The organism is Bacteroides ovatus, assembly GCF_001314995.1.
GTDB classification, from domain to species: Bacteria; Bacteroidota; Bacteroidia; order Bacteroidales; family Bacteroidaceae; genus Bacteroides; species Bacteroides ovatus.
On sequence record NZ_CP012938.1, the window covers coordinates 3,500,472 to 3,527,400 of the forward strand.

Annotated in this window: 18 protein-coding genes and 2 tRNA genes; 3 read left to right on the top strand and 17 right to left on the bottom strand. The window is 41.8% G+C overall.

The window, feature by feature from the left end:
- The first annotated feature begins 84 nt into the window (after positions 1-84).
- Complete coding sequence (locus Bovatus_RS13915) at positions 85-1,287, top strand: sensor histidine kinase (protein ID WP_004296428.1); 1,203 nt, start codon at positions 85-87, stop codon at positions 1,285-1,287.
- 141 nt (positions 1,288-1,428) lie between these two features.
- On the opposite strand, the gene Bovatus_RS13920 is transcribed toward Bovatus_RS13915, so the two are convergent.
- Together Bovatus_RS13920 and Bovatus_RS13925 are read right to left on the bottom strand one after the other, a co-directional pair.
- The gene (locus tag Bovatus_RS13920) at positions 1,429-3,117 is read right to left on the bottom strand and encodes a S41 family peptidase (protein WP_004296429.1); all 1,689 of its coding nucleotides are present in this window, start codon (positions 3,115-3,117) and stop codon (positions 1,429-1,431) included.
- A 45-nt stretch (positions 3,118-3,162) separates the two neighbouring features.
- Positions 3,163-4,152, bottom strand: a complete 990-nt coding sequence (locus tag Bovatus_RS13925; RefSeq protein ID WP_004296430.1) for an adenosine kinase — start codon at positions 4,150-4,152, stop codon at positions 3,163-3,165.
- A gap of 77 nt (positions 4,153-4,229) precedes the next feature.
- On the opposite strand from Bovatus_RS13925, the gene Bovatus_RS13930 reads away from it, so the two are divergent.
- Positions 4,230-4,303: transfer RNA gene (locus tag Bovatus_RS13930), tRNA-Asn, on the top strand.
- A gap of 28 nt (positions 4,304-4,331) precedes the next feature.
- A tRNA-Asn gene (locus Bovatus_RS13935) sits at positions 4,332-4,405 on the top strand.
- A gap of 1,963 nt (positions 4,406-6,368) precedes the next feature.
- Here the strand turns inward: Bovatus_RS13935 and Bovatus_RS13945 are convergent.
- The 15 genes from Bovatus_RS13945 to Bovatus_RS14015 all read right to left on the bottom strand — a co-directional run bounded on the left by Bovatus_RS13945 (position 6,369) and on the right by Bovatus_RS14015 (position 26,921).
- Positions 6,369-7,073: a ComF family protein gene (locus Bovatus_RS13945; protein WP_004296434.1), complete on the bottom strand. Its 705-nt coding sequence runs from the start codon at positions 7,071-7,073 to the stop codon at positions 6,369-6,371.
- A gap of 30 nt (positions 7,074-7,103) precedes the next feature.
- Complete coding sequence (locus Bovatus_RS13950; RefSeq protein ID WP_004296435.1) at positions 7,104-7,907, bottom strand: inositol monophosphatase family protein; 804 nt, start codon at positions 7,905-7,907, stop codon at positions 7,104-7,106.
- 240 nt (positions 7,908-8,147) lie between these two features.
- The gene (locus Bovatus_RS13955; RefSeq protein WP_004296437.1) at positions 8,148-9,677 is read right to left on the bottom strand and encodes a hypothetical protein; all 1,530 of its coding nucleotides are present in this window, start codon (positions 9,675-9,677) and stop codon (positions 8,148-8,150) included.
- A gap of 13 nt (positions 9,678-9,690) precedes the next feature.
- Entirely contained in the window at positions 9,691-10,470 is a 780-nt protein-coding gene (locus Bovatus_RS13960; RefSeq protein WP_004296438.1) for a hypothetical protein, read from the bottom strand.
- 7 nt (positions 10,471-10,477) lie between these two features.
- Entirely contained in the window at positions 10,478-11,251 is a 774-nt protein-coding gene (locus tag Bovatus_RS13965; RefSeq protein ID WP_004296439.1) for an endonuclease/exonuclease/phosphatase family protein, read from the bottom strand.
- A 31-nt stretch (positions 11,252-11,282) separates the two neighbouring features.
- On the bottom strand, positions 11,283-12,239 hold the full coding sequence (locus Bovatus_RS13970; RefSeq protein WP_004296440.1) for a FecR family protein: 957 nt from the start codon (positions 12,237-12,239) through the stop codon (positions 11,283-11,285).
- 108 nt (positions 12,240-12,347) lie between these two features.
- Positions 12,348-12,929 (bottom strand): RNA polymerase sigma factor, encoded by a 582-nt coding sequence (locus tag Bovatus_RS13975; RefSeq protein WP_004317492.1) that lies wholly within the window; start codon positions 12,927-12,929, stop codon positions 12,348-12,350.
- A 118-nt stretch (positions 12,930-13,047) separates the two neighbouring features.
- Positions 13,048-15,231 carry an alpha-N-acetylglucosaminidase gene (locus Bovatus_RS13980; protein WP_004296442.1) on the bottom strand — a complete coding sequence of 728 codons (2,184 nt, stop codon included), beginning with the start codon at positions 15,229-15,231 and terminating at the stop codon, positions 13,048-13,050.
- Between the two features lie 6 nt (positions 15,232-15,237).
- The gene (locus Bovatus_RS13985; RefSeq protein ID WP_004296443.1) at positions 15,238-16,323 is read right to left on the bottom strand and encodes an acyltransferase family protein; all 1,086 of its coding nucleotides are present in this window, start codon (positions 16,321-16,323) and stop codon (positions 15,238-15,240) included.
- A gap of 14 nt (positions 16,324-16,337) precedes the next feature.
- Positions 16,338-17,594, bottom strand: a complete 1,257-nt coding sequence (locus Bovatus_RS13990) for a GntP family permease (protein ID WP_004296444.1) — start codon at positions 17,592-17,594, stop codon at positions 16,338-16,340.
- 6 nt (positions 17,595-17,600) lie between these two features.
- Positions 17,601-18,743, bottom strand: a complete 1,143-nt coding sequence (locus tag Bovatus_RS13995) for a glycerate kinase family protein (RefSeq protein ID WP_004323121.1) — start codon at positions 18,741-18,743, stop codon at positions 17,601-17,603.
- Between the two features lie 8 nt (positions 18,744-18,751).
- Complete coding sequence (locus Bovatus_RS14000) at positions 18,752-20,908, bottom strand: alpha-N-acetylglucosaminidase (protein WP_004296446.1); 2,157 nt, start codon at positions 20,906-20,908, stop codon at positions 18,752-18,754.
- Between the two features lie 28 nt (positions 20,909-20,936).
- Positions 20,937-21,728, bottom strand: a complete 792-nt coding sequence (locus Bovatus_RS14005) for an endonuclease/exonuclease/phosphatase family protein (RefSeq protein WP_004310723.1) — start codon at positions 21,726-21,728, stop codon at positions 20,937-20,939.
- 19 nt (positions 21,729-21,747) lie between these two features.
- Positions 21,748-23,481 carry a RagB/SusD family nutrient uptake outer membrane protein gene (locus Bovatus_RS14010; protein WP_004296448.1) on the bottom strand — a complete coding sequence of 578 codons (1,734 nt, stop codon included), beginning with the start codon at positions 23,479-23,481 and terminating at the stop codon, positions 21,748-21,750.
- Between the two features lie 20 nt (positions 23,482-23,501).
- Complete coding sequence (locus Bovatus_RS14015) at positions 23,502-26,921, bottom strand: TonB-dependent receptor (protein WP_004323120.1); 3,420 nt, start codon at positions 26,919-26,921, stop codon at positions 23,502-23,504.
- Positions 26,922-26,929: the final 8 nt, after the last annotated feature.

Below are 26,929 nucleotides of genomic sequence, written 5' to 3' on the forward strand. Positions count from 1 at the left end.
TGTCAGCATCTCGGAATATTGTTTTATATTTGCAACAGATAAAACAACTTCTACAACATTCTAATGAATAATAACGAATCTTCTATGAGAAATTACGAAAACAAAACAAAGGAAGATCTTTTGGAAATAATCGAACAATTAGAGAAGAAAATAGATTTTCTTTCCTCTCATTCTTCTTCTGATTCTTCCTCTCCTTCCAAAGAACGTTTTCGTGATAAATATAGTACCCGGATACTGGATGCTCTTCCTGACATGCTCACCGTCTTCGACCATGACGCCAATATCATAGAGCTTGCTTCTTCTCCGGCAACTAATCACGTAGAAGGTATCAGCCCCAACAATATCACTACCACTAACGTAAAAGACATTCTGCCCAAAGAAGCTTATGAAAGTGTCCGCAAGAATATGGATAAGGTGATTCTCACAGGAGAAAGTTCAACAGCCAGACACGATCTTATGTTGGATGGTGTTTTACATCACTACGAAAACCGTATCTTTCCTTTGGATAAAGAGTATCTGTTGTGTATGTGCCGTGATATATCCCAACAATGGGAGGCGGAACAGACGAATGCCCAGCAACAGAAAGAACTAAAGGCTGCCAGAATCAAAGTGGAAGAGTCGGACCGGCTGAAATCTGCTTTTCTGGCAAACATGAGTCATGAAATACGTACCCCACTCAATGCCATTGTAGGATTCTCCAAACTAATCACTTACGCAACATCTGCAGAAGAGAAGAATCAATATTCGGAAATCATCGAACGAAATTCGGAAATGCTGCTGAATCTATTCAATGATATTCTGGATCTAGCATCACTTGAAGCTGATTCTCTAAAATTCAATATCCGCCCGATCAAATTAATAGATATCTGCCTGCAGCTGGAACAACAATTCTGTCATAAGACGCAAAACGGTGTCAAACTTATTTTGGACGACGTAAATACGGACATGTATACTTCGGGAGACTGGAATCGCATCATACAAATTATAAGTAACTTGCTTAGTAACGCTACGAAGTTTACCCCGAAAGGAGAAATTCATTTCGGCTATCGGGAAAAGGAGGATTTTGTAGAGTTCTACGTTAAAGATAGCGGCATCGGCATTCCGGCAGCAAGAATTGCCACAATTTTCCGGCGCTTTGGAAAGGTCAACGATTTTGTTCAGGGAACAGGATTGGGATTAACTCTTTGCAGAATGTTAGTAGAGAAGATGGGTGGACGTATCTGGTTGCGCTCTCAGGAAGGCCAGGGAAGCAGATTCTATTTTACCCTGCCTTTGGTTCGTCAATAAAGATCGATTAAGGACACAAATATCAGTGTCCGGGCATGACCTTACAGGACTTTTACAATTAAATATAGATATACAGAAAACGCGGCTTGTTGGTAACAAAACCGCGTTTTCCGCATATATCTATGTTTGAAATATATTTATTTATTCCTTAGCAGCCGGAGCACTAAGCATTTCTTTATATTTCACCGGATCATTCAGAATTTTCATCGCTTCCTTCAAACCGTCATCATCCTTCAACTGCTGGATGATATTACCACGTTGGTAATAGTAACGCTTGATAATTTCAGTAGCAATCATCTTCTTTATATCAGATGAGAAATAATCCAAGTCGCGATCAAGATCATGGTTCAACTTCTTTTCAAGTGCTTTGAACTCCTCTGAAGCATCATCCATATACCCTTCAAACTCGGCAGCTTCTTTCAACGTTTTCAGAATTTTCTCGCTTTGCTGGTCATATTTGAAGTCGGCTTTCTTCACCAACGCTTTAAAATCATTATAATCGGCATCTGTCACCTCAAACTCCTCCGGAGCAACGATGGTAGGATGTTTCAAACAATACTGCGTTGCATAATCGAAAATCAGATTATCGCGTACCAGATAGAAGAGGATATTCGGTAATTTCTCCTGTTTGATAACAATATCCGGCATTACACCACCTCCGTCGCGTACTTCACGTCCGGCAGCCGTATGGAATACCTTAGTCAAACTATCAGGAATGGTTCCTACACTTCCATCTTCATTACGATGCTTGTAGTCAATAGCCTGTACACAACGGCCACTTGGAATATAATATTTAGAGGTAGTCACTTTCATCGTTCCGCCATAAGGCAAAGAGCGGGGAACCTGTACCAGTCCTTTTCCGAAGGTACGGTTACCAACTATAACGGCACGGTCGAGATCCTGCAGAGAACCTGATAAGATTTCGGAAGCAGAAGCGGTTCCACTATTTACCAATACCGCAATCGGAATATCCAAGTCCAACGGCTCGCGCAATGTCTTATAAGTGTTACTAGCTTGTTTGATTTTCCCTTTGGTCGTTACAATCACCTTTCCACGCGGCAAGAAATAATTCGCAATTTCTACTGCTTCATCCAGCAATCCACCGCCATTACTACGGAGGTCTATCACCAACGAAGTAGCTCCCTGTTTCTTCAAATCCAGAAATGCTTTCTTAAACTCTTTGGAAGGGTTGCCGGAAAAAGTGCTAAGGCTAATGTAACCTACATTATTATCCAATACGGCAGTATAAGGAATCGCCGGATTCTGAATAGACTCACGTACAATCGTGAACTCCATCGGCGTACGTCCACCTTTCTCATTCGGGCGCTCAATCTTTAGCTTAAAACTGGTACCTGCCTGTCCGCGTAACATCTGGCTGACTTCCGCATTATTCTTACCGGCAAGATCCTGTCCGTCAATCTCCATCAGTATATCTCCCGCTTTCAGACCGGCTTTTGCAGCAGGCGTTCCCTCAAAAGGTTCAGAAATCATCGAACGTTTTAGTTTCGTATTATAAGCAATGTAAGAACCCATCCCACCAAATGATCCTTTAATCATCTGCTCCAGTTCACTCTGATCTTCTTCCGGGAAATATTCCGTATAAGGATCCAGCGTATAAAGCATATTATCGATTCCTTCCCGAATCGTTTTATTCGGATCAATGGTATCTACATAGAACATATCCAGTTCTTTCACAATCGCATTAAATATATCCAGATTCTTTGCAATCTGGAAATTACGGTCGTCTCCACTCTTGAAACTAAAGAAAGCAACTGTGGCTATCACCGCTACTGCAACAATAGCTATCTGCCTGTTCAGCAATTTTTTCATACCTCTTTCAATCTAAATGAGTCGTAAAAGTAGCTCAATCCTTTGTTATTCCGCCAGAATCCTGTTAATATTTAACTTAATTTCATCCCAGCGTTCCTGTGGTATCGTTGTTCCGATTACCTGAATAACATTTCCCGAGAGAATAGAACCTATTTTTGCACATTTATCCAACGAATATCCGCAAGTCAATCCGTATAAGAATCCGGAAGCAAAATAATCACCGGCACCGGTAGTATCTACCACTTTTTGAACCGAAATGGCCGAAACCTTTATTTCTTCTGTCCCTTTGCGGATATAAGAACCCTTTGCCCCGACTTTTACGATAGCAATACTGCATTTCTTGGCAATCACTCTCAAAGCTTCCTCCGGCTCCTTGCCGGTAAAGGCTTTCGCTTCCTCTTCGTTTGCAAAGACAATGTCGACATATTTGTTTATTAACAAGGTGAAGAATTCCAGATCATTAGCCACAATGTTATAACTAGCCATATCGAGACAAATCTGCAAACCGGCTTCTTTAGCCAGTTCAATGGCGTGAAGAATCATTTCGTGGTCCTGAACAAGATAGCCTTCTATAAATAGGTACGCGTAACCTTTAAACATATCCAAGGTCAGTTCCTCTGCTCTCAAAGAAGCCGCTGCTCCCAGATAGGTTCCGAAAGTGCGCTCTCCATCCGGTGAAATAAAAGTGGATGCCACACCGGAAGGCAGTCGATCCGAGGTCAATAATTTGTCTTCAATCTTATTTTTCTGCAGATTTTCACGAAAAAATTCTCCATAATTATCATTTCCCACTTTTCCGATAAACCCTGTTCCAGCACCCAAACAAGCCAGTCCGAGGATGGCATTTCCTGCTGATCCGCCTGTTGCCAAGTGAGTTTTCATCTGTGAAAATTTTGTGTTAATCTGCTGTAACTTAGCGTCATCGATGAGCTGCATGCTTCCTTTGGGTAAACCCATTTCATCCAAAAGAGTATCATCCTTCAGGGTTGCGAGTACGTCTACCAGGGCGTTGCCCAATCCTATTATTTTGTCCATTCCTAATATTTTTTTTGCAAAGATATTGCATATTTCAAAAAAACCTAGTACTTTTGCATCGCAATTGAGAAAAACATTCTTCCTTAGCTCAGTCGGTTAGAGCATCTGACTGTTAATCAGAGGGTCCTTGGTTCAAGTCCAAGAGGAAGAGCAAAGTTGAAAATCTTGATTGCAAACATTCTTCCTTAGCTCAGTCGGTTAGAGCATCTGACTGTTAATCAGAGGGTCCTTGGTTCAAGTCCAAGAGGAAGAGCAAAAAAGAAGCCACCTAGAAGGGTGGCTTTTCTATTTATTCACCTTTCTTATCATCCAAAGGACTAATAATATATCTTGTGGGATTTGGCTCAGAACAACCATATCTCTAAAAGTAGGTACATCATATCGGTACAAAAAGGAATTAAATAGTGATTAACCGGTGTGGTATTGAATCACAACAGAATCGAATAAATTCTCTTATTGGATATTTATTTTCCATTTTTCCATGTCCCCCTTCATCTTTTCTCTGTCTCTCCGATAAACAAGGAATTTGCGGGTGAAGGGTAACAACTTCACCATCTCTTCTCCTGTAGCGATTAGTTTCAAAAATTGTTTTAAGGCTTGAAACAATCCGTTTCACACCGAGAAACATCTAGTTTCAAATAGGGTTGAAACTAATTACAAAATAGCTTTACTAATCTTGCTCAATGGTGGAATCTGAAAGTAGCAATTTGACTTGATTCACGATGAAGAGAAGGTGAAGGGGCGGCTATTCACCTGCAAACTCCTTGTTTATCGGCAATACAGAAGAAAAGTAAAGGAGCTGGAAGAATTGAACATGTTATAGAAAAGAGCATCGAATTGTTCAAAACCCATATGGAATGAGTCGAATCGTCTATTCATAGGAAATGATTTTAATTGGGCATTTCTATTTATCCGTTTGCCTATCCAGATTCGTTCCACTTGCTATTTTTATTTCGTTCCACTATAGTGTTCTTTACGGGAAACTATAGTAGAACGTAAGGGACACTATAGTTACTTTTGCGTTCCATTATAGTGGGACGAAGTAAAAGTAGCTAATTGAGATAATCTGACTAGGCAATAAAGATAATTTGTTTGGGCAATTAAAAAAGTCTTATTGGCACACCTAACGGAGATACGGTGGCGAGGCATGCATCCGTTTAGCTCAAAACTGTGCAGGAACGAACTTTTTTGGTATAGGCTGCCCTGAAGCACATTACCCAAACTTTTAAACTGTTCCCCGATTTTTCGGACTAATCTAAAATTTATCCCCGCTGATTTGCTACTACTCCAAAGACAGCGGTTCAGTTTGAAAACGGCGGCTTAGTCTGAATATTGGGGATTTGGGGATCAGTTTGAGAACAAAGACGAAAGAATAAGGGGAACCTCCCGGATAAATCCATTAGTCCCCCTCTGATACTGGTCGTACCTCATCGTTTCTTGATAAAGGCAAGTAGTTACACATAAATGTAATGTTTTCGACCTTTTAGCCGTCAGACACCACTCTGTCCCATTTGACTTGCCTTTAAAGTTTAAATAACATTAAATCTTGGCGAAAAATAGCAAACCACAACCAACTGGCTGCTATGGATTCGCCGTGACACTTCATTTGTTTAATGAAAAAATAGACGAGGCAGTCCTACCGTTTGGATATAAACCACCTCGTCTTGGGGTCTTAGCCGAACCTGTTTATTTCTCTATCTTCATTCATTTCAAATCGGTTTATATACATGAAAGAAGGAAAGAATACCATAAGAGATGTCCAGCCAGAGATTTCTTGATTGTATGGCAATGCAGCCAAGAGGGGGATTCTCAAGCAAATCACACGATTGCTTTGAGGAGAAAGCGGGCATATCTTTTTTGTTCTTTCCATTTATAACAAATGATGGTTTGCGCCCTATTACAAACCCTATATATACAAAAAAAGCGGTAGGGCATTTGCCTATCCGCAAGCGAGGGAGTCGAAGCCCTATGTGCACAAACAGGAAACACCCCCCGCATATCGCAAGGAGCATTTTACTGTTTCATGTGCACATTTGAATTTTCGACTTTTCGCTTGCACAGAAATCAGCTAAACGCTTTTTTTCTTCAAAAACATAAAAACATGTCGATCTACGACAGTGCAAATATAAGAAATTATTAATTCATTCGGTTCTCAATCTCGTTTTTTTTATAAAAAGTCATCTTTGAGAAGCCCTTTATACATTCTTGAAACAAATTTAAGCCGTTGCCAACGTCAATATACTAATCCGTATTCCTTCCACATTCACTAGGCAGGAAGCACATGCCAGAGTAGTAGAACCAGTGGTCAACACATCATCAACTATCAGTATGTGTTTCCCTGCAAGTGTTTCGGGATGCTGAAGCTCGAAGATACCTTCCACATTATCCCGACGTTCAAACACAGATTTACGCGTTTGCGTTTCCGTATTTTTCTTACGTAATATTGATTCTGTATCGATGGGGATTCCTGTTACAGCAGCAATACCACGGGCAATCCACTCACTCTGATTATAACCACGGATTTGCTGTTTTTTCTTATGAAGCGGTATGGGGATTATCACATCAATTCCCTGAAAAAAATTGGAAGACAAAAGTTCGGCAGCCATATACCGCCCCATAATTGCACCTATTTCCTTTTGTCCACCATATTTCAACCGATGAAGAATCAACCGGAAGTCGCTTCCTTTCTCATAAAAGAAAAAAGAAGTAGCCCGTTCCAAAGGGATTTGTCCCCAGAAGAGCCGTTCTACCGGATTATCTTTTCGAAGATGATAATTAGTACGGGGTAGATTGATATTACATACTGTACAGATACATTCTTCACCCTTTGCTAACGGCCGGCCGCAAACAACGCAGCAATGGGGAAATAGCAAAGATAAGAAAGAACTAAGCCAGTCTTTGATAAGAAGTGTGTGTTTCATAATAATAGCAATTTGAAGTTACAATAGCACCTACATATTCAATGGAGGGACTTCTGCCAGGAGCTTCTGAAAGAAAGGATGAAGATTCCCGTTCGTTGCGATAATATGATGTCCTTCTATGAAATGATCCTCACCATAAAAGTCAGTCACCTTTCCTCCCGCCTCCTGAACAATCAGTGCCGCTGCAGAATAATCCCATTTTCCGAGAAATGCTTCCATCCATGCATCAAAACGTCCAATAGCCACATAGCAGATTGCGGCAGCAGCCGAGCCATTCATTCGAATACCACCCACTACTCCATAAAGCTGATCGATGAGATGAAGAGCGGTCTGTTTATATTGCAGATGATTATAAGGCAATTCTGTAATGACGAATGCATCTTTGATGTTTTCAACGTTCGACACATGAATTTCTTCGCCATTCATAAACGCTTTTCCGCCTTTCCAGGCATAAAAACATTCATCCCGGCAAACCTCATAAACGACGCCTAAAAGAAGTTCGGTACGGCTACGTAAAGCGATGGACACACAATAAGGAGCCTCATCATGAATATAATTCGTGGTTCCATCCAAGGGGTCAATCACCCAACAGTAGGGTTCATCCTGATAAGTGGCAGAGCCTTCTTCTGTAATGAATCCCGCTTCAGGCAATAAAGCAGTAAGGGCTTTCACCACTCGCACTTCAGATTCTTTATCCACATAAGACACATAATCGTGTGCATGTTTTTCCACCACACGCTCACGACGGAAGTTCTTTCGTTCTTCTTTCAAAAAACATCCAACTTCGGTAGCAATCCGGCATACATCAGTTGTAAGCTGCTTCAAATCTAACATTTATTATTCAAATTAAAAAGTGCTTCGAAGTTATAGCTTTTCCGGCAAAAAGCATAAAGGAAAATAATATTTTCGTGTTTGATACGCAAATTAATGAGATAACATCAAAACTATTATAACCAATATTTAAAGAAACATCTAAAAACAAGGCCGGCTCATTTTCTTTTATGAGCCGACCTTTCTTTACTTTTACATCAAAATATAAATGTATTGTTCTTTATTCCTTAATTTATAATAACCTTACTTTTGAACCACAATTTTCAACTTACAGGTACGTCCGTAAAGTAATGCCACACCGTCATAGGTGAGTCCGGTTATGCCAGCTCCCGAGTAGGCTGGCCCCTGGCTTCCTACCACTCCTGTAGGAGTAGCTATTTTACATCCTCCGGCAACTAACGCATCGGTATCATTTGCGGCTTCAATGACATGAATGACACCATATTTGCCCGCCGCAGTAACAAAGGCAATATAAGAACCGTCTTTTATCTGCAAACTACAAGGATCATTCGGATATCCATCAGACGCATTGACTCTTTGCATTAACATATCGGCACCTCCTTTAGCTATACTTTCCAATACATTCAACGCCTCAAAAGTCTTGACGTCCGAAGCCGCGTTCGCCATCATCACATCAATACCAAGATCAGTAACCTTATCATCAGGTATAAGAGTAAACAACGTTTTGTTGGTAGCAACACCTGCCGGTTTGATCCAGTCATTCACGTCATAAGCTCTCCCTATTGGTCCTCCACTAATTCTTGATGCACTGACAAAGGAGAAACCTCTGTTTTTAACGGCAACAAAGCTTGGATTTCTCCATATATTAATGAAAGCAAAGTCTACGCCGTTTGCCTTTGAGCCATATCCTTTAATTTCCTTCAGGCTTAATACATGCTTTTGCACACCTTGTATCATGATTCCCTCTATGGAGAAAATATAAGGTTGATCCGGTTCTGTTGAATGTTCCCATTCAGGCGCCATTTCAATATCGTTGAAAACAAGCGCAACATTATTGTCAACACCCTCAAGACCTTCGATATTGATAATCTTTTCCTCTTTCAACCCCTCTATATCTTCTACCACAATCTTGATTCCATTGGTCTCTTTATTGTCTACGACAGTTTTCAGGATAAATTCCATTTCCAACGGATTGCCTGATACCGGAATAGTCGTATATTCCTTCAGGTCACCCAGTACTTTATTACACAATGTATGTTTTATAGACTTAATGCCCACAGCAGAACGAATCACTACAGACAGAGAAACCTCTTCATCGGGTACTAAAACAGAGAAATCTGATGGTTCGGTGAATATCTGGGATGGAAGTTTGGTTATCTTTTTAATAGGTATTACCTTTTGTGCCGTTTTTGTCAAAACATCCGTTGATGTTACCAGTATCCCGGCTGCTTCACGCGTGTTGACCTTGACATTCAAGTCAAATTCAAGTGTCATATCAGTTTGCAGAGTATCTATCTTTAAACGTTGACGTTCAGTCGCGTTTATCTCTTCATATTCTCCATTCTCATCCATCTTCAACAAGGTAGCATATATACTGTGTATACCCACAGCAGAGAAACTTCTGGCAGATACAGTCACCGTCGAGTTATACTCCACCACATCTATTTCGGAAGGAGAAGTGAGCTCTACAGTAGGTGGCGGATATGCGTTGTCGTCCGAATAATCGGACTCACTATCACTACAATTTGTCAACAACAAACCCCATGAAAGGGCAAGTATCAGGATCATTATATTTTTGATATATTGCTTCATGACCGTTCATTTTTTATTTTAAAGATTCAATTTGTAATTGAAAACAATGTAAATCTCCGCTTACACTTGTTTCGGTTACCCCCCTAAAAGCCCATTTATGTGAAGTCAGGACAAATATACAATACTCGGAGTCTCTATTTCTATTTTCCACTTCTACGAAAGAATAGGTATCAGAAGTTAAGTTAGAAGTAATTGCCGACTCAAGATTAGGCAATAACGCACGTTTAACAGTGCCTACCAGAACCGTCTGTTCGTTTACCTTTTTCTTGAAAGCGTCGACAGCCGGAGCTATCAGGTCTTCACTATTTAATGATACAGAACAGAAGAGCATATCTATTCCGTTCACTGCTTCTGTTTTTGTTTCAAGATATCTGCAATCGTTTTTTACTACATATTGTGTCATTTCGGAAATAGTAGAAGGAAAAAGAACCGTACTGCCGATTATCTTTTTCTCTCCGTTACTATAGCTGACAGGTACAAACACCGGCACTTTCTTGCTCTCTCTAGCAGTCTCCGTACCCGTATTTATGATTGCTGTTTGCCCATAGACAGCGTTCGTCCTGTCCAGCAATGCCACTGAATGAACAGTGTTTCTGATAGATGACGCCACCTCTTTATAACTACAAGAGCTAAATAAATTTTGCTCTGACAAGTGCGCATAAACTAACACGTTAGTTGTTCTGAACCGGTTCCATTCCGGAATTTCTTCTCCCTTGTTATCCTCATCACTACACGAAACGAACAGGCAAGAGATGACACATATAAATAGCAGATATAGATAGTTTGATTTCATATTTCATTCATTTTACAAATTCAACTTCAGCAAACAAAGCCCTGTGGTCAGAAACTTCCGGATTAGATAAAACTTTAAACGACTTCACTTTCCACTTATTCTGTGGAAGTCCGAATATATAATCAATCTTGATTGTCGGCTGATCTGCGGGATAGGTGAATGTATCATCACAGATTCTCTGCCAGTTCTTCATGACTTCACAAATCACATTAGAGTCGGTCCGGGCATTAAAATCTCCCCCCAGCAGTGTCGGGGTATCTCCCGTACCAATCCGTTCATTAATCTGTTCGGCCATTGCACTCCTTATCAGGTCTGTCGAATGATCCAGGTGAGTCGTTCCTATCCTGATTACGTCTGAAGTTCCCGGTTCCTGAATATCTACATATAATAGCGTCCGGGGTTCTTTGGCCCCGTCTATCCCTTCAAAAGTTTTGTTATTGATATAAACAAAAGGATATTTTGAAAGGATAGCTACTCCATATTCTCCACCCCCAGTATCCATCGCTTTCCCGAATACGGAAAACAATCCCAACTCCGCAGCCAATTGAGTGGTGAAATCCTGATTTTTATTCCTTTTTGTGTTGTAATCTATCTCTTGCAACATTACAACATCCGGATTGTATTTCCTGATAAATACAGCATACTCCTTCACCGAGTAACCGGTCATTTCCCCGGACATCCGGCAATTATAGCTCATTATTTTAAGAGCCTGTGCATACGTACTTTGATACGCAAAAAAGAAAAGGCATACCCATACAATGGGCTTTAAAAGTGCTTTCATAAATTTGTTTTTGTTATTAGATTAAGTTTACTTATTCAACGGTATATGTATATTCTGATATTTTTTTAAAGCTAACCGGTGTTATGGATTGCATCACCTCCAACACATAGTTCAAATCGTTCCCTTTACAAACGAAGTCGTACGTAAACGAAGCAATCTTTTCGTTTTTAACTGTAATCTCTATATCAAAATGACGCGAGAGTGTTGTAAGCACCTCTTTCAATGATGCATTTCTGAAAATAAGCCGGTTGCTTTTCCAACTCGAAGCATCATCGTGATATCTATCAGTTTTTATTTTTATTACATTACTCCTTTTTTCATAAACTGCAGTTTGTCCGGGAAGCATTTGCTGCATAGGCCTGCGGCTTTGCATATGCCCGATATTTATACTTCCTTCGTCGAGTGTAGTTTTGATTACCTTATCCGAAGCGTATGCTTTTACATTGAAACACGTTCCCGTCACTTGTATTTTCACATTCTCGGCAAGCACCTGAAAAGGGGATTTCTTGTTTTCTGCTATCTCAAAATAAGCCTCTCCTTCCAGCGTAACATTCCTGTTGTATTTTGCAAACTGTTCCGGATAGGTCAATTTAGAATCGGCATTTAACCACACCCGGCTACCATCAGGAAGTAATACGAGTAGCTTCTCCCCCCTTACAGCACAGACCTCCCGATAAACAAGGTTTGCCTCATTATGACTTTGATAGAAATTATATCCCACACCTATCACTAGCAAAACAATTGCACAGGCTACCGTCCACTTAAAGAACAATGGCATCCTTATTCTCCTGTTCTTTCGTTTTTCTTCCCGCATCACGGCTGCCTGAATATTCTTATAAATGCGATATTCATCAAAAGGAGGCAATTCTCTGTCGCCCAATTCGAGCTGTTTGCCTTCTATTATCCTCTGAATGTCGTCATCCATATATTTCCCGATGCCGTCAACTACTTCAAAGTCCTGATTTGTATGTTTCTTTTTTGATTTCATATTTCAATATCTATTAGTAATACACACTGTTACAAAAAAGTATTATACAGACTACGTTAAACCGTGTTAATTCAAAAGAACGTTCCATATCAGCAAAAAGTGATAAAACTACATCATACAATAAAGCAACAATAGGCTAAGCTCTCCCACTGTCGCGCGAATCTGCTTCAAAGATTGGCTATATTGAAATTTAATTGTATTGATCGAAAGATTAAGTTTATCGGCTATTTCCTGATTGGAGTATTTTCCCGAAACTTTCATTTCAAAAACCTTGCGGCGTTGTGGCGAAAGTTGCTCAAGAGCTTGCTGTATGATGTTCATTTGTTCTTGTTTAAGGTTTTCGTTTTGAGAATTGTCTTCCAATTCCAAAACCATTGAAAGGCAATCCTCAAGTAAATAGATATTTTTCTTTGAGTCTCTCAACGTATTGAGCAGATCGTTCTTCAACATTGTAAAAAGGTATCTGTTTATAGGTTTTGTCTCGTCGATTTCTTCTTTTTTCAGCCAGAGTTTTAAGAATAAGTTCTGCACAGCATCTTCAGCCAATTCTTTATTCAGCAAATATTTAAATGCCAAAGAAAAGGTCTGCGCCGCATACGTCTTGTATACAATACTAAATGCCAGCTGGTTCCCCTCTTTCAGAGCCTTAACCAAAGCTTGGGCTTCATCCTGTGAGTATTTCTGGGACATCTTAATCATTTTAAATATGAAAATAAAAAACTTATTATATTAAGTCCTTATTTTCAAATATATTAATTCTTTCTGATATAGCATGAATCGCGAGCAACAAATAAAACAGGCCTCTTATTTATTTCACCAGTCTTTGATATTTGCTGAATAAAAAGGTGGAGAATGATAATAATCCGTCAGTTGTTGAATGAACATCTTTTCGAGTATCCTTCCGATCAGTTGCATTTACCCAACCTTCTTCTATTTCTTTTAATTCATCTTCAAGTTGCTTCTGATCCACCTCTACACCTTCCCCGACCGCTTTGATGAATGTATTGATATACACCTCCCAGCGCTTTGCATAATAATCACTTATCAGTCCTGCCCACGAACGGCTGGCATAATCGTTCAGGCTTCCACCCCAAGTAGTAATCAAGTTGCGAGCATTCTTTTCATAATAGTCTTTCAACTGGGGAGAATCCCCCATCTTCCGTGCATCATCAATCCATTTATCCAACGAACAGTAAGGATGAAAGGCATTCAGCTTATCCAAATCATTCAATATCTCTTTCATTTTCTCGCCACAAGCTTTCAAAGCCTGATGGTCTTTAGCTTCAACCATCCTGTCAAACTCCACTTTCACATCAAGAAAGTAGTTTCCAAGCACCTGTCTGCCTACAGTAATCAAATCCAGGCGAAAAGCATCTCTCCGGTCAGAAGGTGCCTCATTCAATTTTCTCCAGACCTCTAGTAGTTCAACATTGCTGTACACATTACTTGTCCGTTTTTCACTGTTCCTATTCAATGCAGGGCGATACCCGGGTAAGGTACCCAATGTGCGCGGCACCTGTACATAAATGTCATTGAATAATCGTTTCCAAGCATCGCGCACAGGCTGCGACACGCATCCCACATGTCTGTCAGCCAGACATTCAATCCATTTATCATCATCTACATTCAGATTCCATGCTTTCTCAAGAATGTATTCGTAGGGAAACTGCATCACATCCAATCCTTCCAGCGTAGAGCCGATTCCTTTAAGGTTACCTCCACCGTTAATGAGAGCATTCTCAAGTCGTTCGCCACTTTCTTTGACGTTACCTGTCAAAGTCGTGTTTCCCCCGAAATTGCCCAGATAACACCAAATATAGGGCTGATCATGAAAATGCTCTGTTCTTTTCCATAATTCAACATTTTCACAATGATAATCAAGTAATATCATTTTATTCTGTGGCACTCCTGTCAGCAAAGCCTTCATTCGCTCGGAAGTCCATTTATCTTTATCAAAATAAAACATCCACGTCATTTGCATCCATTGGGCTTTGGGATCGGCAGCCGTCAATGTAGCGTACATATCCGAAGCTATCTTCCGCAAATATTCGGGTTCGAAACTGGGCGGGTCAACCTCATTGAAAGGATCTAAACCATAAATATGATCGGTTCCGAAAAGTTTTTTTTGTTCATCAAGAAATAGCTTCTGAATTTTCGCAAACAAAGCATCGTTAGGGTTCAGAAAATTACAACGGTATGCATCAGCAAAGCCTGCCCATTTGCCTAAATGTTGAATATCAGCCTCGGGATAAATCCGTTTTAAATCGGCAGGTACATGTCCGGCGAAGGCTGGTAATACGGGCTTCATATTCAATTCACGCTCACGTGCGAGTATTTTTTTTTGCAAGCTTACCTGGTGTTCCAGCCATTCCATCGGCAACGGACCGTTCCAGCGATCTATGTTAGCCATCCGATGCCAGGGCAGATACGGCGGTCCCGTGAAGTAAGAGCGTATTTCGATGTCCGACATTCCCATTTTCGACCAAACTTTATACCACACAGCTTCCTGTCCGGTAATTGCCAAAGGCATATTTATACCATTAAGGGCCATCCAGTCAATAAAACGTTCCCATTCTTTCCATTGCCACCAAGGCATCGTGTAACCATACGTGCAGTAATTCAGGAAAAAGCGAGTATCCACTCTCGCTTCCGAAACCACCTTCTCACCAACCATCGGCAATTCTTCAGGAATTTCAACGGCTATATCCGCATACCATGACACTGTAGTGAGACAGTAATATTTCAAGTAATGGTTCAGTCCCATCGCCATTGAATTGGCGTTGTTTCCACCGATTACAATTTTATCTTTTACGGACTCTATCGTAAAGCAGTCTTTCTCTCCTTTTAACTTTTGAAACTGAAAACTCTCGATGTATGACGGCAGCAAACGTTTCAATAATGCTTCCGCAACAGCTACGTCTTTGTCTTTAGCCTGAAGAGCCAACGACATAAGCAGCATAACCAGACACGTGTATACACTTTTTCTTTTCATTCTGATTTATAATTTTATATAGATTTTTCTTTTTAACAAAATATATCCCAACAGCCCATTGAACAACAGGAAAAATACACCGTACATAAATGAACCGAAATAATTTCCGAATAACGGGTTAAGCAAATTATTGAATACAGCCGTATGGATATGCCAATGCACAAGCAATCCTCCGGCTATGCAACTAAACACATAAATTACAAGCGGATTCGCTCCAAATGCTTCGAAAAACGAAAACCACTTTTTATTCTGCTTCACATCAATGATATAGAGCAACAATGCCAATGACAATGCCGCAATCCCGCAAGTAAGCAAAACGAACGAAGGAGACCACAAACGTTTATTCAAAGGACAGGCATAGCTTAACAAATAGCCGACAAACAACAGAGTGGTACCTATAAGAAATAGATTCAGCATCCGGCGGTCATTGTCTTTAATGTCAATGATTATCTTTCCGCAAACAAAACCGATCATCACTTGAGACACAGCAGGAATCGTACTAAGTATCCCTTCGGGATCGACAAACTGGCGGCCCTGAAGATACATGTGGTTAGATCCTAAAATAGCCGAATCAATCATGCCGACGATATTATCCGCACTTTTCTCAAATCCGTTTCCAAATAACTGAAAAATAAAATAAACAGCCAGCAAAATGATGGCTAATGGCATAAACCGCTTATGCGGTATTGTTACAGCTAATAAGGCTGTAATACCATAACAAATCCCAAGCCGTTGCATAACTCCCATCAACCGGAGCTGACTCAAATCAAAATAGTTACCACTATCTATTGCTGTAATGAACCACTCCATAACCAGACCAATAAATATTAATAAGAGACTTCTTTTTATGATTTTCGCAATCGCCGGTCGACACTGGAAGTTATACTTACATAAGGAGATGTAGGTCGAAATCCCCATCAGGAACATAAACATCGGGAATACCAGATCGGCCGGCGAAAAGCCATCCCACTTGGCATGTGCAAAAGCGGCAAAGTTATACCCGCACTTTCCTGTATTGTTGACCAAGATCATCCCGGCAACAGTAATACCCCGAAGTACATCAAGCGAAAGTAGCCGTTTGTTCGGATTCATAATATTTGATTCTTTTAATTACTTATTATATATAAAATAGTCGTTCCGGCAGCTAACACTATCCCTATAAGCGATTCATAAGGTATCAGCTTCAGACGTTCCTTAAAGTTGAGTTCGCATACGCCTCCTGTCGCATGAAAGAACGAGCCATGTGGCAAATGGTCAAGAACTGTAGCTCCGGAATTAATCATAGCTGCCCCCCAAACCGCAGAAATGCCTATAGCCAATATCGTTTCAGCAAACGAAGAAGAAGCCAGTGTTGCTCCGGCTGTTGTCGATGCGGTAGCCGCCGACATCAACGCGCCTGATATAGGAGCAATCAATGCATCACTAATATGAGCATGATCCAATCCTGTAAGAATCCAGTCTTTCAAAGAAGAGTTCTTTATGATGCCGGCAATAGTTCCGGTTCCTATCAACAGAATAGCTACCACAGACATCTTTTGCAGTCCATACGCTATACTCGGAAGAATGTTTTTCCATTGTTTCATACAGATAGCACCACATAAACCACCTACCGGCAACGCTATCAAAGGATCGATATTGATTCCTGCCGCAGGACGTAATGCCAATAAAACAATCGTAACAACAGGAGCAATCAGACTGGTTCTTAACGAAGGCAGATTTCTCTCTTCCTCTTTATCCTCTGTTTGCATCATCGTTTTTTTGTTTTTCACTGTTTGAGGCATCAGACGGACAATAACAAAAACAGTGAAAAACAAACCGATCACTGCCGGCAAAATATTGGCAAACATTACAGCCGATAGATCTGCATTAAAATTTCCGGCTGCTATAATGGTGTTCGGGTTAGGTGATATGATATTTCCACATTTACCTCCCCCGATCATAGCAATAAGCAATACAGATGGAGACAGGTTTAGACGCTTGCCTATTGAAAGAGCCACCGGCGCAACGGTTATCACAGCCACATCAATAAAGACGCCTACCGTACAAAGCAACATCGTTGCGAGTGCCAATGCCATAAATACCCGTTTTTCACCCATTTTGTTTATAATCGCATTGGAGATGACCGTGGTAGCTCCGGTTTGTATTAATATGCCTGACAAGACTCCGGCTGTCAGAATCCGCAATACCGCCGGGGTGACCTCTTTCACCCCTTCGGTCATCACCGTAACAGTCTCATTTAAAGATAGTCCTCCCAACAACCCTCCGACTATCGCTCCGATAATCAGACTGTATGTCGGAGAAAGCTTTCTTATGATTAACAGTATGGATAATGAAAGCCCGATTAATGCGCCTATCGCTGTCATTGAGTATTATTTAGTAAATTGTTTTATGATTCTCACCACCTGTCGCACCGTTCTCTCTATGTTTTCTTTCGTAAACTCCGGTCGCATCGCCTCTTCAAGTGTTACCGGAAAAGGTTGAATGGGCAGTACGGCAGTAAACCCCATCCTATTAAGCGCTTCGGTGGCTTCGACCGCTCCCCCAAACGCTATCACCGGAACCTGACATTTCTCACCGACACGTAAAATTCCGTCCAACGCCTTTCCCATACCAGTCTGGCGATCCAGTTTCCCCTCTCCGGTCAGTATCAGGTCTGCCTGTCGGACGACCTCCTCGAAACGAAGCGTTTTCAATATAACTTCTATTCCGGATTGCAATTCTGCATTCAAAAACGGAAGCAAGCCGCCTCCCATTCCTCCGGCTGCTCCAGCACCGGGAAGCTGTGATATATCCATATTTGTATATTCCTTTATCACCTGTGCATAATGCCGCAACCCATTGTCCAACTCTATCACTTGCAAACTATTTGCCCCTTTTTGGGGAGCATATACATAGGCCGCACCCTCTTCTCCAAAAAATGGATTACTAACATCACAGGCGATCGTAAAATGACTTTCCTTCAATGCCGGATTTAATTGGGAAATATCTATTTGATGAACTTTTATCAGATTTTCGCCGACAGGCTCCAACTCACCGTTTCCGCTATCTAAAAAGCGTGCACCTAAAGCCTTCAGCATACCTATTCCCGCATCATTCGTAGCACTTCCGCCGATCCCGATAATGAATTCCCGACACCCGCGTTTTAATGCGTCAGCAACCATTTCTCCAACTCCATAAGTCGTAGTCTTCATGGGATTTCTTCGATTTGAATCAATCAATGGCAGACCGCAGGCCGAGGCCATTTCGATAATAGCCATCGCACCATTGTTTACGATGCCATACGATACTTCAATTGGCTTCATGAATGGATCATGCACCCGACATGACACCGTTTGAGCATGAAGGGCAGAGCATAGAGCTTCTGTAGTCCCTTCGCCGCCATCAGCTATGGGGAAACGTATAATCTGACAGTCGGGTAATTCCTCCTGAATCGCTTTTTCGGCAGCTTTTGCTATCTCAAAAGAACCGACCGAACCTTTAAACGAGTCGAATGCCAATACAATCTTTTTCATAAAAGCTATCACTTATTTGTTTTCTCTATTAAATTCAATGCAGCCTCGACCGGGTCATCAAACGGAGTCGTACTGTTGATCCAGGGAGATGTAATCCATTGCTCCTCCCATTCTCGGATTTTATTCCGGTCTTTTGTAAAATAGAGCTGTATACGAGGGATATAGTAGTCTTTAATCAGCCCGCTCCAGAAACGGGCAGCATAATCCTCCTGAATACCACCCCAACTTGTAATCAAGCGTTTGGCATTTGCTTCATAAGCATCTTTTTCCTGAAGAGTTGTTCCGCTATTGCGCGCAAGTTCCACCCATTCTTCTAATCGATATAAAGGATGAGAGGCCAACAGCCTGTCAACGTCCATCAACAAATCAACAGTTTGTTGCAGATTACGTTGCGCTGCGAGAACACGATTCTCCGAATCATCTTTCAAGGCCTGCTTATAAAAATTTTCAGCTTTAGCCGCTACATAATACGAAACAAACTCTATGAGGTCGTTTCTGTATAATTCAGAGCTTTTCAGTTCGTCAGCGCAACTAGCATACAAACGTATAGCCTGCAAGTAATCATCACTAAGGTCAATTTTACTGATCCGCCGTTGATCGGGAATTACAGTTTGCCAGGTAAAACGGGGGTATGAATATAAAGAGCTATATGCTGTCTTCCGAAAAAGTTTCCAAGCTTCCTCCATAGCATCGGGATATCCTCCATAACGGGCCTCGCAGTATATCGTCATCCAATCGTCCAGGTCGATACTATCTGATGACCATCCCATATCGGCTAACAGTTCGTAAACAACCTCATTGTTTTCGAGTCCTTCAGGGGCAGAACCGAACCCAATCAAGTTACCTTTATTTGCGGCACGTAACGCTTTGACCGAGGAACTAGCATACATGTCCAAGTCTCCTGTCATGGTGTTTTTCCCACCAAAGTTGGGTACATAGCTGAATATCCATTTCTTTCCGTAAAACCCATCATGTACTTTCCATGTTTGCTCGGTGTTCCACACCCATTTCGGATAATCATTGCCCAAATCAATGATAATCATTTTATCATCAGGTACATTGCTTAACAAGGCTTTAAGCGATTCTTTATCCCAGAATGAATGTTGATATCCGAATGTCCATCCCTGTGTAACCCAAACGGCATCCGGGTTTCCGGCTGCAATTGATTTATAGATCGTTTCTCCATACTCGGCCAATAACTTATATTTCGCTTCTTTATCTTCCTTATCGATAGGCAGCTCCATCTCATTAAAACTATCCGAGAGATAATACGTATTTTCTCCAAACTCTTTTTCCCACTCTTCGACAAACAGTTTGCCTATCTCTTCGAAAAAAGGTGAATCCGGTGGCAATACATAGGCGTTGTACTCTTCATCAAAACCACCCCACCGCATGTGCCGGAATTGTGTGTCGGGATGTTTCTGTGCGAATGCTTCCGGCACGAAACCTGCAAACGCAGGTGCTATGGGCTGCATACCCAACTCGCGCATACGGGTCAGGATTTGATGCTGCAAAGCGATTTGGTTCTGTTGCCATGCATCAGATAAGGGACCGTCCCACTTGTTCAGATTGCCCATGCGATGCCAGGGAAGGTGTGCGGGGGCAGTGAAAAACTCACGGATTTCTTCTTTGTTCAATCCCATACGCAGCCATACCCGTTCCGCAATGGCTTCGCTGGCCACGGTAGCCAAGGGCATATTTACACCATAAAGAGCCATCCTGTCAATTTCCTTTTCCCAACGCTCCCAGTCCCAGTAAGGGGTAGTGTAGCCGAATGTACAAACATTAAGGAAATAGCGCAACTCATAAGGGGAGACTTGTTCATACAATTCATAATCGGGCCACGGCATCATCGATGTTATATGTTCACCGCTCCATGTTTTCATACTCTTGCAAGCTTCTTTCATATACGTATGAAAAGCGTAACAGATAGCAACGGAGCTACTTCCTCTTAGGGTAAGCCGACCGTCGCTTGCTATCACTTCGAATATATCTTTACCGTCGGATGGTTCGATATATTCAAAGTGGATAGACTGTGCTCTTTCCCCAATCTGACGTTCTATTAACTGTTTGGCGGGGGTGATAATATCCGTCTTAGGCTTGTGGCATGAGCAGAAAAAAAGCGTTGTTGAAATCAGTAAATACTTGATTATTGTATGTATCATAGAAAATCATAAATGTTATAAGTGAGTATCAATATTTTTTCTTCGATGCTTCTTTCACATATTCCAATTCCGTAATAATCGGTAAATGGTCTGACAAAAGCGACTGAACAGTTTGTGTGCTAATCACACGCCATCCTTTTTGCGGGTAAGCAAACAAGTAATCGATCTTAATCACAGGTTTCCATGCCGGCATTCCAAAATCATCGTTGCTTGCAGCAAACCAGCTATCCATACCACGTATTGCCTCGGAGTAATGACGCGCGTTGAAATCACCTCCCAAAATTACAGGATATTTATAATTTTTGAAATGCCCGGTAATAAATTTTATTTGCTCCGCCCTTGTTTCTTGAGAGTTGACATCCAGATGTGTAGAGGTAAAAACAATGGTATCATTACCCATTTCGAATAATCCCTCCAGCATGGCCCGTCTCTCATGCTCTTTGACCGGATGGGGCAGCATTATCTTTTGGACAGAAATATATGGATATTTACTTAACATCCCAATACCGTAATAACCAGTAGAATAATCAATCGTTTTTCCGTAAAGCCCAAACATCCCTGTATGATAGGCAAGTTCGGATATAAAATCCTTCCCCTTCTGATGCGGGGTACGCTTACGGTCTGTTTTGCTATCCACTTCCTGAAGCGCCACAAAATCAGGCTTGAAGGATTTGATGTGATGAGCAAGTTCCTCTAAAGATGCCAGTTCGCCAAATCTCAAATTATAGGTCATTACCCGCACCCGTAAAGTATCTTGCGCATAGGCAACGCCCAAAGTCAGGCATAAAAACAATAATAAATATTTCTTCATTGAATACATGATTTCTATTTTTAAATGATTACTTTTCCCAGCCCGGATTTTGTCCTAACAGAGGGTTCTTCTGACGCTCGGGATTAGGCACGGGCCACAAATAATGTTTCGTTGCGTCGAAGTAACGCGCGCCGCCTTCCGCGGTAGACTTTTCGTAGATAACATCACCAAACTCATCTACTCCGGTATCGGGATATGGGTTGGCACCCAAATCGTTCATACAAACTTTCAGGCTGGGACCGGTGATGGCACGTCCAAAGCGAAGTTCGCCTTCACGCCAGCGCATCACATCGGCGTATCTTGTTCCTTCACCTGCCAACTCAATGCGACGTTCTCTTCTCAATTCGGTTTCGAGATCCATCCCCCATGCGCTAAGTTCGTCAAGGTTCATACGATGCATATTCACACGATCTCTAAGTCTGTTGATGGAGTAATCAATCTGTGTTTGTGTCAGTTTCTTACCTTGTAGTTCGAAAGTGGCTTCGGCATAAATCAGCAAGATTTCGGCAAAGCGGATGACATTGAGATTCCCATGTCCACCCACACTTGAGCCGGCCAAATCAATATCGTTATACTTTTTCAGATAGAAACCTGTACGGCTATTTGCCCCCACACGGTTATTATCTTGCAATGAAGCAAAACGAGGCAGATTAAATATCTCGTTGGCCTTATCCGTATCAGGATCACCGTCATCTCCTCCCGGCCATTTGTCACCCGGAGCATATAAAGTCATCTTCATTCTAGGATCTCTGTTCTGGAAATAATCCACATAATGCTCTTCAGGCGACTTGTATAACGATGAGGTCTGCACACCGGTCTTTTTATAATATTCCAATCCGGTTTTTGCCGGTTTACCGTCTGTACACAGATAAGCATCCACTAACGACTTCGTTGGATTGAGGCGTATATAGTCCGTCGGACTGCAAGTTTCATTGGGCAGACTTTGTGTACGGATTTCGGGTACAAAAAGGCTATATACGATGGCTTCGATATTTTTCGGATCATTCTCGACATCCCCTTCGTGATGAAATAGTTTTTCGTATTCATACAGGCCATAGGGACTGTTTTCGATGATATATTCACTCGTTTTTGCAGCCAGTTCCCATCTTTCGTTTTGCAAGGCAATACGTGCCAATATGGCTAAAGCGCCCCAGCGGTCGAGTCTTCCCAGTTTGTCGCCTGTATACCTTTCTTCAGGCATGCGCTCTGCCGCCCATTTCAAATCCTCGACGAGCTGGTCAATGACTTTCTCTCTGGGAGTACGTTCGATATATGCATCTTCGGGCTGGATGACTTCTCCTACCCAAGGTACATCACCCCAAAACACCGTAAGGTAAAAGTACATAAGCGCCCGGATGGTTTTTACTTCTGCGGCATAAACGTCCTTCTTATTTTGAGCTACCTGCGCTTTATTATAGTTGTCCAGAAAATTATTGCAGCGATAAATATAGCTATATGCTCCTGTCCAATAGGTAGTGAAGGGGAAGCCGTCAGTATAAGAGTGCTTGCCTCCGGAAACCTTACTTAGTCCACTAGTAATATTCCCCCACATAACAGTTTCGGCCGTCGATTCACTCCAATTCACGAGATAGTCTTTTTGTAAAGCTTCGTAACAGGGAGGCAAGGCATTTTTAAGCTGATCTTCATTTACCCAGAATGTTACATTGTCCGGCTCGTTAGGGTTCGTTCTATCCAGAAAATCGCTACATGAGGTAACTATACCAAAGAAAGCAATGATTAAAAAGTATTTTGAGTATTTCATCTTTATAGTCGTTTAATAGGTTAGAATGTTATTGATAATCCAAAAACATAGGTTTTTACTTGCGGATAGACATCTCCGCTGGTGGTCCTCACTTCAGGGTCATAAGCTCCGAAGTAATCGGTTTTAGTAAACAAGTTATCTGCCGAAGCATATACTCTAAGACTATTAATGCCAAGAGGTGCCACCATCCGGGCAGGAAAACGATAACCTATCTGAATATTCTTCAGGCGCAAGTACGATGCATCCTCTTTCCAGTAGTCACTGAAGAGCCTATTGTGCTCCTGCGACTGATAAAGTCTGGGATAAGAAGCATTTGGATTCATAGGCGTCCATCTGTCAAGATGCTCTTTTTTAGGGATTGAGTAGTCATTGATAAACGCATGCCGAGCCTCATCCTCAAGGTAACCGGCAACTTTGCCTACTCCTTGCAAATAGAAACTGAAATCAATGCCTTTCCATTCTAAACCACCCTTGATTGCATAGGTGTAATGGGGCTCTTTCTCGCCAAACACCACTTTGTCGTAGTCATCAATTACCCCGTCGGGAGCGCCGTCAGGACCACTGATGTCCCGATACTTAATATCTCCGGGCTGTACAATGCCGTTTTGTGATGCAACAAGAGGAAATTTTGGTTTCTGGTACTTACCTGTAGTTGTATTCACTGATTCAAAGTCATACACTTGCGCCAGCCCATCAGTCAGATAACCATAGAAAGCACCTATCGGATCACCGACCCGACGATACGAACCGGAAGCCGTACTGGTCAGCGACTCCGGAGTTCCACCCAAATCGGTAATCTTATTACGAGCGTCCGACAGATTGAACCCGAGATTGTAATTTACATTTCCGATCTTATCACGCCATGACAGATTAAGTTCCCATCCTTTGACATCAATCTTACCAAGATTGACATAACCTACGTTACTACTGGAAACCCCGACAATAGCCGGAACATCGGGACGAACCAATGCATCAATATTTTCTTTCTTATACCAATCAAAGTCCACATTCAGTCTATTGTTCAAAAAACTAAGGTCTACTCCGAAATTAAGCATGCGGATGGTTTCCCACTTGATGTCGGGATTACCGATTTTGTTTTGCCAAAGTCCCATAACAGGTGTATTAGAAGCTCCGATAGGATAAGACTCTTCGGTTATGATAGGTGACAAGTAGGGGTAGTAATTACCGGGAATGTTTTGATTTCCCAACTCACCCCAGGAAGCACGCAGCTTACCCGAGCTCAATACCGAAGTAGCGAACTCCATGAATTTTTCACGTGAGAAGTTCCATCCTGCCGAGAATGATGGAAAATATCCCCAACGATTGCCCTTGGCAAATCTTGAAGTTCCGTCGGCACGCAGGTTAGCTTCAAACAGGTATTTACCGTCAAAAGCATAGTTGACACGACCAAAGTAAGAACGCAAAGCCCACTCGTCTTTTGTTCCGCTATTCATAAAATTAATCATTCCGGCACTAATAACGTGAATATCCTCAACCATCACATTATCACGCGTAGCCCCCAACGTACTTCTATTTTCCCACTCTTGCGAAAATCCCAACAATGCTCCCAACTCGTGGCGTCCTATGGTCTTATTAAAGTTCAGGGTGAATTGCAACGTTTGGGTCATAACGTCAAGATGGCTTTGTGAGATATAGTCCTTGGCATCTTCATTTGCTTTCAACGGGCTACCGTCCGAGTAATAAGACAACATCTTCGGGTTAAACTCATCCACCTGGCGGGTATATATATTAGCAGAGTACTGCATACCTACGTTCAGTCCGTCTATAATTTTGAGATCTGCATTGAAAATACCATTGAGCACACGTGTTTTCCGTTCTTCCATTCCCGACTCATAGGCTACCTGCAAGGGGTTACGTACCGAACCGTACGACCAGTTCTCACTATCTACCATCCGGCCATTCTCATCAGGAATTTGCCACATGACGGGAAGTAACGGAGACATACGCTGTGACAGGCGGAATACTCCTGATGTGCCGCTATAACCTAAGTCCTTTTTATAGAAATCGACATAGCTCATCTGTCCAGTCAGTTTCAGACGATCATACACCTCCGTGTTTACACTGATACGCGCATTATGTCTTTTGGAACTATATCCGTCACCTACAACCAGTCCATCCTGATCCAGGAAACCATACGACATAAAAAATCCGGTTTTCTCGCTTCCACCCCGTGCACTTACATTATGCCCCGTTTGAAAAGCCCGGCTTTTGTATATTTCGTCAATCCAGTCTGTATTGGAATATTCGTTGGGGTACAATCCCGAATCATATTTATCGAAAGCCTCTTGTGTATAGGGCTTGGAAAATCCGGCAGCACTCATGGCTTCATTGGAGAGTTCCATGTATTCCCTTCCATTAACAAGTTCGGGCAATGCTGTGGGAGTCTGGAATCCGGCATATCCGTTATATTGGAATACTACGCGCTCTTTCTTTTCTCCCTTTTTAGTCGTTACAAGAATAACACCGTTAGCGGCACGTGCTCCATAAATAGCTGATGAGGCGGCATCTTTCAGTACTGATACGCTTTCGATGTCCGAAGGATTCAATAAGTTGATGTCTCCCCCGGCTACTCCGTCAATCAAGATCAAAGGTGCTGTACTACTATTGATGGTTCCCGTACCACGAATGTTGATGCTGGGCACAGCACCCGGCTGCCCCGAAGAGGAAACGATACTAACTCCAGGCAACAATCCTTGTAGCCCTGTAGTTACGTTAGTAATAGGTCGGTTCTCAATAGCCTCCGCTTTAACCATAGATACGGCACCTGTTACATTCACTTTCTTTTGCACGCCGTAGCCTACAACTACTACATCTTCCAGGCTGACAGCATTCTCTTTCATCACCACGTTTATTGTCGTTGCTTTCGCTATGACGCTTTCTTCACGGTAGCCGACGTATGAGTACCGAAGTGTACTTCCATAGGGTACCTTGATGGAATACTGACCATTGATATCGGTGATTGTACCTGTAGTCGATCCTTTTACCGATACGGTGGCTCCGATGATCGGTTCCGTATTCTCGTCAGTAACTTTACCTTTCACATACAGTTCCTTCTTCTCTCCTTGCGAATCAATAGGTTCAGTTTTATTTTGATATTCTTTATTATAAAATAAAATACTGTCATCCAGGAAACGGAACCCAATGTTAGTCCCTTTTAGCAAAAGAGTTAGTGCTTTGTTTACATCTGTGTCTTTTACCTCCAATGACACTTTCCTACTCGTATCCACAAATTCTTTGCTATAGGCTACATTCATCGATGCCTTCTCTGCTATCTGACTGATAGCCTCTTTAAGAGGAAGCTCTTTGATACTAATCGATATTTTTTGCTGTTGTGCATAAACAAAAGCAGTGACAAATATGCACATTAGGGTTACAATACACCTTCTGCCGGTGGATGAAAAAGGAGAATCTTTTTCCATAATATTAG

Coding starts and splice junctions, on each gene's coding strand:
- Bovatus_RS13995 (WP_004323121.1), bottom strand. CDS start 18,743: ATGAAAAAGATTGTATTGGCATTCGACTCGTTTAAAGGTTCGGTCGGT.
- Bovatus_RS14005 (WP_004310723.1), bottom strand. CDS start 21,728: ATGTATTCAATGAAGAAATATTTATTATTGTTTTTATGCCTGACTTTG.
- Bovatus_RS13980 (WP_004296442.1), bottom strand. CDS start 15,231: ATGAAAAGAAAAAGTGTATACACGTGTCTGGTTATGCTGCTTATGTCG.
- Bovatus_RS14015 (WP_004323120.1), bottom strand. CDS start 26,921: ATGGAAAAAGATTCTCCTTTTTCATCCACCGGCAGAAGGTGTATTGTA.
- Bovatus_RS13925 (WP_004296430.1), bottom strand. CDS start 4,152: ATGGACAAAATAATAGGATTGGGCAACGCCCTGGTAGACGTACTCGCA.
- Bovatus_RS14000 (WP_004296446.1), bottom strand. CDS start 20,908: ATGATACATACAATAATCAAGTATTTACTGATTTCAACAACGCTTTTT.
- Bovatus_RS13920 (WP_004296429.1), bottom strand. CDS start 3,117: ATGAAAAAATTGCTGAACAGGCAGATAGCTATTGTTGCAGTAGCGGTG.
- Bovatus_RS14010 (WP_004296448.1), bottom strand. CDS start 23,481: ATGAAATACTCAAAATACTTTTTAATCATTGCTTTCTTTGGTATAGTT.
- Bovatus_RS13975 (WP_004317492.1), bottom strand. CDS start 12,929: ATGTCCCAGAAATACTCACAGGATGAAGCCCAAGCTTTGGTTAAGGCT.
- Bovatus_RS13970 (WP_004296440.1), bottom strand. CDS start 12,239: ATGAAATCAAAAAAGAAACATACAAATCAGGACTTTGAAGTAGTTGAC.
- Bovatus_RS13965 (WP_004296439.1), bottom strand. CDS start 11,251: ATGAAAGCACTTTTAAAGCCCATTGTATGGGTATGCCTTTTCTTTTTT.
- Bovatus_RS13985 (WP_004296443.1), bottom strand. CDS start 16,323: ATGAATCCGAACAAACGGCTACTTTCGCTTGATGTACTTCGGGGTATT.
- Bovatus_RS13955 (WP_004296437.1), bottom strand. CDS start 9,677: ATGAAGCAATATATCAAAAATATAATGATCCTGATACTTGCCCTTTCA.
- Bovatus_RS13960 (WP_004296438.1), bottom strand. CDS start 10,470: ATGAAATCAAACTATCTATATCTGCTATTTATATGTGTCATCTCTTGC.
- Bovatus_RS13990 (WP_004296444.1), bottom strand. CDS start 17,594: ATGACAGCGATAGGCGCATTAATCGGGCTTTCATTATCCATACTGTTA.
- Bovatus_RS13915 (WP_004296428.1), top strand. CDS start 85: ATGAGAAATTACGAAAACAAAACAAAGGAAGATCTTTTGGAAATAATC.
- Bovatus_RS13945 (WP_004296434.1), bottom strand. CDS start 7,073: ATGAAACACACACTTCTTATCAAAGACTGGCTTAGTTCTTTCTTATCT.
- Bovatus_RS13950 (WP_004296435.1), bottom strand. CDS start 7,907: ATGTTAGATTTGAAGCAGCTTACAACTGATGTATGCCGGATTGCTACC.